This is a genomic window from Neorhizobium sp. BETTINA12A (genome assembly GCF_023006485.1).
In the GTDB taxonomy this organism is placed as follows: Bacteria; Pseudomonadota; Alphaproteobacteria; order Rhizobiales; family Rhizobiaceae; genus Neorhizobium.
Window position 1 is genome coordinate 1 of the sequence record NZ_JALBGW010000177.1, and the last position, 9,322, is coordinate 9,322.

The 9,322-nt window shown below is 62.4% G+C and carries 11 protein-coding genes; all 11 read left to right on the forward strand.

What is annotated here, in order from left to right; translation table 11 throughout:
- On the forward strand, nt 1-434 hold a 434-nt coding region (locus tag MOV61_RS25690; protein ID WP_247138614.1), incomplete at its 5' end, for an SPOR domain-containing protein.
- Nucleotides 435-512: 78 nt separating this feature from the next.
- Entirely contained in the window at nt 513-1,529 is a 1,017-nt protein-coding gene (gene nagZ / locus MOV61_RS25695) for a beta-N-acetylhexosaminidase (RefSeq protein ID WP_247138615.1), read from the forward strand.
- Between the two features lie 27 nt (nt 1,530-1,556).
- A complete protein-coding gene (locus MOV61_RS25700) occupies nt 1,557-2,420 on the forward strand; it encodes a ScpA family protein (RefSeq protein ID WP_247033283.1) in 864 nt (287 codons plus the stop codon).
- Nucleotides 2,421-2,427: 7 nt separating this feature from the next.
- Complete coding sequence (gene scpB, locus MOV61_RS25705; protein WP_080719274.1) at nt 2,428-3,120, forward strand: SMC-Scp complex subunit ScpB; 693 nt, start codon at nt 2,428-2,430, stop codon at nt 3,118-3,120.
- A gap of 359 nt (nt 3,121-3,479) precedes the next feature.
- A complete protein-coding gene (locus MOV61_RS25710; RefSeq protein ID WP_038542389.1) occupies nt 3,480-3,704 on the forward strand; it encodes a twin-arginine translocase TatA/TatE family subunit in 225 nt (74 codons plus the stop codon).
- 33 nt (nt 3,705-3,737) lie between these two features.
- Entirely contained in the window at nt 3,738-4,454 is a 717-nt protein-coding gene (tatB, locus tag MOV61_RS25715; protein WP_247138616.1) for a Sec-independent protein translocase protein TatB, read from the forward strand.
- The gene (gene tatC / locus MOV61_RS25720; protein WP_038542392.1) at nt 4,451-5,275 is read left to right on the forward strand and encodes a twin-arginine translocase subunit TatC; all 825 of its coding nucleotides are present in this window, start codon (nt 4,451-4,453) and stop codon (nt 5,273-5,275) included. Before tatB ends, tatC begins: the two co-directional genes overlap by 4 nt.
- Nucleotides 5,276-5,330: 55 nt before the next feature.
- Nucleotides 5,331-6,614 (forward strand): serine--tRNA ligase, encoded by a 1,284-nt coding sequence (gene serS / locus MOV61_RS25725; RefSeq protein ID WP_247138617.1) that lies wholly within the window; start codon nt 5,331-5,333, stop codon nt 6,612-6,614.
- Nucleotides 6,614-7,384 carry a 5'/3'-nucleotidase SurE gene (gene surE / locus MOV61_RS25730; RefSeq protein WP_247033287.1) on the forward strand — a complete coding sequence of 257 codons (771 nt, stop codon included), beginning with the start codon at nt 6,614-6,616 and terminating at the stop codon, nt 7,382-7,384. Before serS ends, surE begins: the two co-directional genes overlap by 1 nt.
- Nucleotides 7,385-7,392: 8 nt before the next feature.
- Nucleotides 7,393-8,031: a protein-L-isoaspartate(D-aspartate) O-methyltransferase gene (locus tag MOV61_RS25735; RefSeq protein ID WP_405029309.1), complete on the forward strand. Its 639-nt coding sequence runs from the start codon at nt 7,393-7,395 to the stop codon at nt 8,029-8,031.
- Nucleotides 8,032-8,185: 154 nt separating this feature from the next.
- Nucleotides 8,186-9,322: LysM peptidoglycan-binding domain-containing protein (locus MOV61_RS25740; protein ID WP_247138618.1), on the forward strand; the 1,137-nt coding region annotated here is incomplete at its 3' end.

Sequence of the window (9,322 nt, forward strand, 5' to 3'; positions counted from 1 at the left end):
CTCCGGCACCCGTCGCTCCGGTTCAGGCCTCTGCACCGACATCGAAGGCTCCGGTGCCGATCGCGCGCCCGGCTGAGCAGCCGGTCAACGTGGTCGCTGCCGTCACGGATCAGGGCAATGTCCGCGCTCCCGGTCAGCAGACAGCAGCCGCTCCGGCATCCGCATCGAACCAGGTCGCTTCGCTGGGACCGGGGGACTACGTGATCCAGATCGCCTCGCTGCCGTCGCAGGCGGAAGCCCAGAAGTCCTATCAGAGCCTGTCGGCCAAGTTCGGCAGCGTCATCGGTGGCCGGGGCGTCGATATCAAACCCGCCGAGATCGCCGGCAAGGGCACATTCTACCGCGTCCGTATTCTGGCCGGCGGCAAGAATGAGGCTGTGGCGCTCTGCGAACGGTATCGCGCCGCTGGCGGAACCTGCCTGGTCGGCCGGTAAGGATTGAAAGCGAAGAAATCGGACGGGGCGCCTGGCGCCCCGTTTTTCGTTGGTCCAGCAATGATCTAAGATCGAGCCATGAGCGAATCAAAAGCAATGATCCTGGGCTCCAGCGGCCCGACCCTCACCGCCGACGAAGTGGCGCTTTACCGGGATGAACGGCCCTGGGGCTTCATCCTCTTTGCCCGCAATTGCGTCGAACCGGCGCAGATCACCGATCTCGTCGCATCTATGCGCGATGCCATCGGCCGGCCGGATGCGCCGGTGCTGATCGACCAGGAAGGAGGGCGCGTTCAGCGCATCCGTCCACCGATGATCGAGCGTTATCCATCCGCTGCGGTGCTTGGCGAACTCTACAGGCAGGATCGCGATAAGGGGCTGAGGGCAACCTGGCTGATGTCGCGTCTGCATGCTTTCGATCTCCTGAAATTCGGCATCAACGTCGATTGCCTGCCGGTGCTCGACGTGCCGATCGAAGGGGCGAGCAACGTCATCGGCGATCGCGCCTATGGTTTCGATCCGAAGACGGTTGCGGAAATGGGGCAGGCTGCCGCTGACGGTCTGAAGGCGGGCGGCATGCTGCCGATCATGAAGCACATCCCGGGCCATGGCCGCGGCATGGCCGACAGCCATCACGAACTGCCGGTGGTCACCGTGTCGCGCGCCGAGCTCGAAGCGCATGACTTCCTGCCCTTCGTCGCCATGAAGAACGAGTTGATGGCGATGAGCGCCCATATCGTCTTCACCGCCATCGACCCGGACGAGCCGGCGACCATTTCCCGCAAGGTGATCGACGAGATCATCCGCAGCCATATCGGCTTCGACGGGCTGCTGATGTCCGACGATACCTCGATGAATGCGCTGAAGGGCACGATCGGCGAGCGTGCGGCAAGAATCGTTGGGGGCGGGTGCGATATTGTCTTGCATTGCAACGGTGTGATGGACGAAATGAAGGCTGTCGTGAAGGAAGCGATACCGCTTGGCGGCGAAGCCCTACGGCGGGCAGGGGCGGTGGAGGCGGCCTTTGGCGCAGGCGACGACTTGAGCGAAGAGGCGATCCGCGCGGAATTCCATAGTCTTCTCGCCGTCTCCTGACGGCTGTCGACAGGACAAGGTTTGGGAATGGCCATAAATACATCGCAGGACGCCATTCCGATGGACAAGCTCTGGCAGGATGCCGGCGCCAACCGCGCGACCGACGATCCGGCGCTGGTGATCGACGTCGGCGGCTTCGAGGGTCCGCTCGACCTGCTGCTTCATCTTGCCCGCACCCAGAAAGTCGATCTTGCCCGCATCTCTGTCCTGGCGCTTGCCGAACAATACCTCCTGTTCATCGATAGCGCCCGTCGGGTTCGCATCGAGCTTGCAGCCGACTATCTGGTCATGGCCGCTTGGCTTGCCTACCTGAAGTCCAAACTTCTGATCCCGCAGCAGGTCAAGGGCGACGACGGCCCGAGCGGTGAAGAACTCGCTGCGACGCTCGCCTTCCGCCTGAAGCGGCTGGAGGCGATGCGGGAGGCCGCGACCCGGCTGGTCAACCGCAACCGGCTTGGCCGCGACGTGTTTGCCCGCGGCGCGCCGGAACATATCCCGCACAATGTCGAATCCGCTTATGATGCGACGCTTTATGACCTGCTTGCGGCTTATGCCAACCTGCGCCAGCGCACCGCCGTCACCCAGGTGACGATCGAAAGGCGCAAGGTCTGGTCGCTGGTCGATGCCCGCGAGCTCCTGACCCGCATGCTTGGCGAGGTCGCTGACTGGACGGCGCTGCAGCACTATCTCTTGCCCTATCTCCCGCCGGAGGATCGTGTCACGGCGACCGCCAGCGCCTTTGCCGCTTCGCTGGAACTGGTGCGCGAAGGCAAGCTCGAAATCCGACAGGACGGCGCCTTCCAGCCGATCTATTTGCGCAAGGGGCCTGGGCCGCATCAGCCGGCCTCGCCGCAACCCGTCACGGGAGGCGTTGTTGACGCCGCAGGATGACGACGATCTGCCGATCGCTGACGAAGAGGAGGCCGAGCCCTCATCTTTTTCATTGGTGGAGGTCGAGCGGATCGCAGAAGCGCTGGTTTTCGCTTCGTCCGAGCCGGTCTCGGAAGCGTTTCTGGCCGAACGCCTGCCGCGCGGCACCAATGTGAATGCCGTCATGCGGCGGCTGGTGGAGGTTTATGCGCCGCGCGGCGTCAATCTGATCCGGACCGGCGACCGCTGGGCCTTCCGTACTGCTGCCGATCTCTCCTTCGTCATTCACAAGGACGATAACGAGACGAAGAAGCTGTCGCGTGCGGCGCTCGAGGTTCTGGCCATCATCGCTTATCACCAGCCGGTCACCCGTGCCGAGATCGAAGAGATCCGCGGCGTCCAGACCTCCAGGGGAACGCTCGACGTGCTGATGGAAGCGGGCTGGGTTCGCTTCCGCGGCCGTCGCCGCACTCCGGGGCGGCCGGTCACGCTCGCCACGACACCTGATTTCCTCGATCATTTCGGCCTCGAGGAACTGCGTGATTTGCCTGGTCTCGAAGAATTGAAGGGCGCCGGCCTGCTTTCCGGTCGCATCCCGCCGGGCTTTGCGATACCCATCCCGCTCAATGTCGATGATCTTTCCGAGGACGAGGACCCGATCACGCAACTCGACCTTGAGGAACTCGGCCTGTTGACGCCGGGCGGTGAAGCAGAGGAATGACCCATCTTTCTCTGAAGGCCGGGCTCAGCGGCTGCAAGCTATCGGAGAGGTTTCGGCCCGGAGCGCGTCGGTCTGTCGCACCATATGCAGAAATTGCGGTATGCGCTCTCCGGCGAAGTGCAGCAACGTGTTGCATCTGGCCGTGATTGCCTTGCTAAGCCCCGGATGCGACCGTTCCTCGGCGGTGTGGAGTACCTGACAACTTGTGTTCCCGGAGCTTCGGAATCGATCCATGCCGGCCAGTTGTCGGCCGAGGTAAACGACGTCTCGATACCGGTGCCGTCCGAGGACATTTTGGTGTTTGAAAAAGCATCATAAAAAGCTTACATCGATGAAACGGTACTAATGGAGTTGGACTTATGGGTTCTTTCAGTGTGTGGCATTGGCTGATCGTTCTGGTCATCGTGCTCGTTCTCTTCGGACGCGGCAAGATTCCGGAACTGATGGGCGATTTCGCCAAGGGCATCAAGAGCTTCAAGAAGGGCATGAGCGACGAGGACGCCCCCGAGGCGAACGGCGCGACGACCACGACGAAGACCGTTGATCTCAAGGCTGAAGAGGCCAAGGAAACCAACCGGTCGTAATGTCCGAGTGGCGGGTTCCAGGAGCCTCATTGAATGTTTGATATCGGCTGGACCGAGCTTCTTGTCATAGCGATCGTGCTGATCGTCGTGGTTGGTCCCAAGGATTTGCCGCCCATGCTCAGGGCTTTTGGCAAGATGACGACCAATCTGCGCAAGATGGCCGGCGATTTTCGCGCGCAATTTGATGAAGCGCTGAAGGAGTCGGAACTCGACGACGTGCGCAAGACGATTTCGGATGCGCAGCGGCTGAACCCGACGAATGCGCTGAGGGACGCGATCAACCCGCTCCGGCAGATGGGGCAGGAAATCCGCGCCGACCTGCAGAAGGCGACGCAGCTGCCGACGGCGGGGGTAAGCCAGACCGATGCCGAGGCTCAGCAGGCTGTCGAGGGCACGTCGCCCTTCGATGCGGCTCCCGAGATCCCGGCAAACTTCCCGACCGCGACGCCGACGTCGGCAGTGCCCCCGGTTACCACCGCTCCGGCACAGTCCGTGCCGGCCGCGGCGGAGGCTGTGGTGGCCGTTGCTGAAAAGCCGAAGCCGGTCCGTAAAGCTGCCGCCAAGGCGAAGCCGATCCCCGAGGCCACTGAAGCTCCTGCGGCCCCGGCCGCTATTGCCGAAAAACCGAAGCGCAGCCGCGCGGCGCCCAAGCCGGCGCCCGTGACCCAAGCTGTGGAAGAGGCGGTCGTGAAGGCTCCGGCCCGCAAGCGCACGCCGAAGAAGGCCGATACTCCGAAGGACGACGCATGAGCGGTGACATCGAAGACAAGCCGCAGCCGCTCATCGAGCATCTGATGGAGCTGCGCACGAGGCTGATCTGGTCGATCGGCGCGTTTTTCGTCGCCTTCGTCGTTTGCTTTTTCTTCGCCAAGCAGCTCTTCAACCTGCTCGTGGTCCCTTATAAGTGGGCGGTTCTCTGGGCCCACCTCGATCTTGCCAAGTCCGAACTGATCTATACCGCGCCGCAGGAATTCTTCTTCACGCAGGTGAAGGTGGCGATGTTCGGCGCGCTGGTGATTGCCTTCCCGGTGATCGCCTCGCAGATCTACAAGTTCGTGGCACCGGGTCTCTACAAGAACGAACGGGCGGCTTTCCTACCCTTCCTGATCGCTTCGCCGATCCTCTTCCTGATGGGCGGCGCTCTGGTCTATTTCTTCTTCACTCCCATGGTCATGTGGTTCTTCCTTGCCATGCAGCAGGCGCCGACCGAAGGCGAAGTCGGCATTTCACTTCTGCCGCGGGTCTCGGAATATCTGAGCCTGATCATGACGTTGGTCCTGTCCTTTGGACTGGTGTTCCAGCTTCCGGTGATTACCACGCTGCTGGCCCGCGTCGGCATTCTCACCAGCGACTGGCTTCGGCAGAAACGCAAATACGCGATCGTGCTTGCCTTCATCGTTGCCGCCGTGCTGACGCCACCTGATCCGATGTCCCAGATCGGTCTTGCACTGCCGACCATCCTTCTCTACGAGATTTCCATCTACGCCGCACGACTCGTCGAGCGCAAACGTGCCGAGGAAAAGCTTTCGGAGCAGGAATCTTCGGATGTTGCGGAGACGGACAAGGCCTGAAGCCTTCCGGCCTGCCTTGCGAGTCCGCGGCGTTCCGCTCTAAAGGCAAGGCAAGATGCTCGATATCAAGTGGATCCGTGAAAACGAAGGGGCTTTGGATGCAGCGCTGAACAAGCGTGGCGCAGAGCCCATGGCGGCAACCCTCCTGGCGCTGGACGACATGCGTCGTTCCGTCATCCAGAAGCTTCAGGACATGCAGTCCCGCCGCAACGCCGCTTCCAAGGAGATCGGCATTGCGCTCGGGCAGAAGAATTCCGAGCTTGCCGAAAAGCTGAAGGCAGAGGTCGCCGTCATCAAGGACACGATGCCGGTTGCCGAGCAGGAAGAGCGCGAGGCCGTCGCGGCGCTCGAAGACGCCCTGTCGCGTATCCCGAACATCCCGTTTGACGACGTACCGGTCGGCAAGGACGAGCACGATAACGTGGTCAAACACGTCGTCGGCGAAAAGCCGCGCTGGAACCATGCTGCCAAGGAGCACTACGAGATCGGCGAAGCGCTCGGAATGATGGATTTCGAACGCGCTACGAAGCTTTCCGGTTCGCGCTTCACGGTCCTGACCGGCCAGCTCGCCAGGCTCGAACGGGCTCTCGGCCAGTTCATGATCGACATGCACACGACCGAGCATGGTTATACGGAAGTCTCCTCGCCGCTGATGGTGAAGGGCGACGCCATGTACGGCACCGGCCAGCTGCCGAAGTTCGAGGAAGACCTCTTCAAGACGACGGATGGCCGCTACCTGATCCCGACGGCTGAAGTGACGCTCACCAACCTCGTTTCCGGGGAAATCCTGGAACAGGAAAAGCTGCCGCTGCGCTTCACGGCGCTGACGCCATCCTTCCGCTCGGAAGCCGGTTCCGCCGGCCGCGATACGCGCGGAATGCTGCGCCAGCACCAGTTCTGGAAGTGCGAACTCGTCTCGATTACCGATCAGGAATCGTCGATCGCCGAGCACGAGCGAATGACCGAATGCGCCGAGAATATGCTGAAGCGCCTCGGCCTGCATTTCCGCACCATGACGCTCTGCACCGGCGATATGGGTTTTGGCGCACGCAAGACTTATGACATCGAGGTCTGGCTGCCGGGTCAGGATACCTACCGCGAAATCTCGTCCTGCTCCGTTTGCGGCGATTTCCAGGGGCGCCGCATGAATGCGCGCTACAGGTCCAAGGACGACAAGGCGCTGAAGTTCGTTCACACGCTGAACGGCTCCGGTGTCGCGGTCGGCCGCTGCCTGATCGCGGTCATGGAAAATTACCTGAACGAGGATGGTTCGGTCACAATTCCGGACGCGCTCCTGCCGTATATGGGTGGCCTCACCAAGATCGAGCGAGCGGCCTGATGCGGATCCTTCTGACCAATGATGATGGCATTCATGCCGAAGGCCTGGCCGTCCTCGAGCGGATAGCCCGGAAACTCTCGGACGACGTCTGGATCGTTGCGCCGGAAACCGACCAGAGCGGTCTTGCCCATTCGCTGACGCTTTCCGAACCGCTCCGTCTGCGCAAAGTCGGCGACAAGCACTTTGCGTTGCGCGGCACGCCGACCGACTGCGTCATCATGGGCATCCGCGAAATCCTGCCCGAGAAGCCGGATCTGGTACTGTCGGGTGTCAACGACGGCGCCAACATGGCCGATGACGTCACCTATTCCGGTACTATCGCCGGCGCTATCGAAGGCACGCTCCAGGGCGTGCGCTCGTTTTCGCTGAGCCAGGCAGTGCGTCGCGAGAACGGTCGTTTTGCGCCTTGGGAAGTCGCCGAATCCTATGCACCGGACCTCATTCGCAAACTGATCGACGTGGACCTGCCCGACGGCACCTTCCTCAATCTCAACTTCCCGAACTGCGAGCCAAGCGAGGTGCAGGGCGTCGAGGTGACGTCGCAGGGCAAGCTCGATTTCGGCCTGACGATCGACGCCCGCAACGACGGCCGCGGTCTGCCCTATTACTGGCTGCGATTCGGCGAACGGAAGGGGCATTTCCGCGAGGGCACCGATATTCAGGCGCTCAAGGAAAACAAGATTTCCGTGACGCCGCTGAAACTGGACCTGACCGATCATTCGGTTCAGGATCGTGTGGCGAAAGCACTGGGATTCGGAGCTGCCGATTGAAATCGGGCATGGTCGAAAAAGAAGGTTTTGCGGCGCTCGTGCTGCGCCTCAGGTCGGAAGGCATTTCCGACCTCGATCTGCTGACCGCTGTTGAACAGACGCAGCGGTCGCAGTTCGTGCCGCCGCCGCTTGCCGAAGATGCCTATTCCAGCCGCACGGTGCCGATCGACTGCGGGTCCTTCATGGAAGGCGCCGATCTCGCCGTCCGGTTGCTGCATCGCCTCCAGGTCAAGCCTGGGCACAGGGTGCTCGAAATCGGCACGGGCAGCGGCTTCACCGCCGCCGTTATGGCCCGGATCGCCGAGCGGGTGCTGACCGTCGAGCGCTACCGCACCCTGGTTACCGCCGCCCAGGGCCGCATGGATGCGCTGGGGCTGCGCAATATCGTCGTGCGCCAGGCGGACGGCGGCAACGGCATGCCGGGCGAGGGCACGTTCGATCGCATTTTCGTCACGGCCGCCTTTCCGTCACTGCCGCGATTCTATGCCGAGCAACTGACCCACGGCGGTTCCATGCTCGCTCCGCTGGTGGATGGTGAGGTCTGCATGATGGTGCGCCTGACCAAGACCGGCAGCCGATTCGAGCGCGAAGACCTGTTCCCGGTACCTTTTCTGCCGATCGTTCCGCATATCGCTGCAGCGCTTTAGCCGGGTTGGTTCCATGCCATGCCGGCCTTTTGGCGGTCATGGTTATCAATTTCTCTAAAATTTTAAGACAATGCCTGCCCTTTAACAGTGCAGTAAGACTAACGCGCTTTAATGACTCTCACGATGGTGGCGTATCTGTAGGCGAGTCATGCGTATGAAGAGTTCTCCGAAATTCGGAAAATCCGTAATCAAATTTGCTGTCGCGGCACTGCTTGCCAGCGCAGCGACAGGGTGCAGTTCGGACGCGACGCGTTTCTCGGGGCTCTTTTCGAAATCCGACAACATAACGACGGCGTCCATTCCGCAGCGGCAGGGGGGCGGGGCCTATGGCCAAGCACCGACGCCGCAGGCCGATCTTGGATCCGGCCAGGCTCAGGCGTTGCCGCCAATTCCGCGGAACGACTACGGCTCGCGCAACACCGCCATGGCTCAACCGTATCCCGGTAATTCCGGCGGTTATACCTCGCCGGCGCGCACCGCATCCGCTCCCGTCGCCGTCCAGCGCTCCGAACTCGCGGCCCCGACAGGCGCCACGGCGCAGCGTAACACCGCACCGATGGCCCGTGATCCGGCGAACCGCCAGGAAGCGCTCGCTCAGCCGTTCCCCGGCCGTCAATCGGCCGCCCACACGCTCGTCGCTCCGTCTTCATCGACGCTGAAGGCCGACAATGTCGTTACCGGCACGACCGCCAAGCCGATGTCCGGCTGGTCCACGGTCAACGCGCCGAAGGTGACGCTGAGGCCGGGTGAAACGGTCTCGACGCTTTCCAAGCGTTACGGCGTTCCGGAAAAGGAAATCCTGAAGGCCAATGGCGGCGCCGTCGCTCCCGGCCAGTCAGTCCTTATCCCGACCTTCGGCACCGCGCAGAATTCGGCGAAGAATGCCGCCGGCACGATCGACCTCCAGAACAAGGCTCCGACGCCAACCCGCGAGCCCGAGCAGAAACTCGCGGTTCTGCCGACCCCGGCGCGCGACAAGGCAATGGCCGAACCCGCCAAGCTGACGCCTCCGGGCGGCAAGCCGGTTGGCGGTACCTATGTGGTCAAGCCGGGCGACACGATCAACAAGATCGCCCGCGAGACCGGCACGCCGATCGATCAGCTGAAAGCCGCCAACAACCTGACCTCCGGCGGCGTCCGGATAGGGCAAACGCTCAAGGTCGCCAACGGCGTTGCGGCTCCTGTCGCCGATCCGGTCAAGACCGCGTCCATTCCGCAGAAGCCGGTCGAAAAGGCGGCAGCTGCGGCACCGAAGCCGGCCGCTCCCGCCACGGCCCAGGTCGCTCAGGTT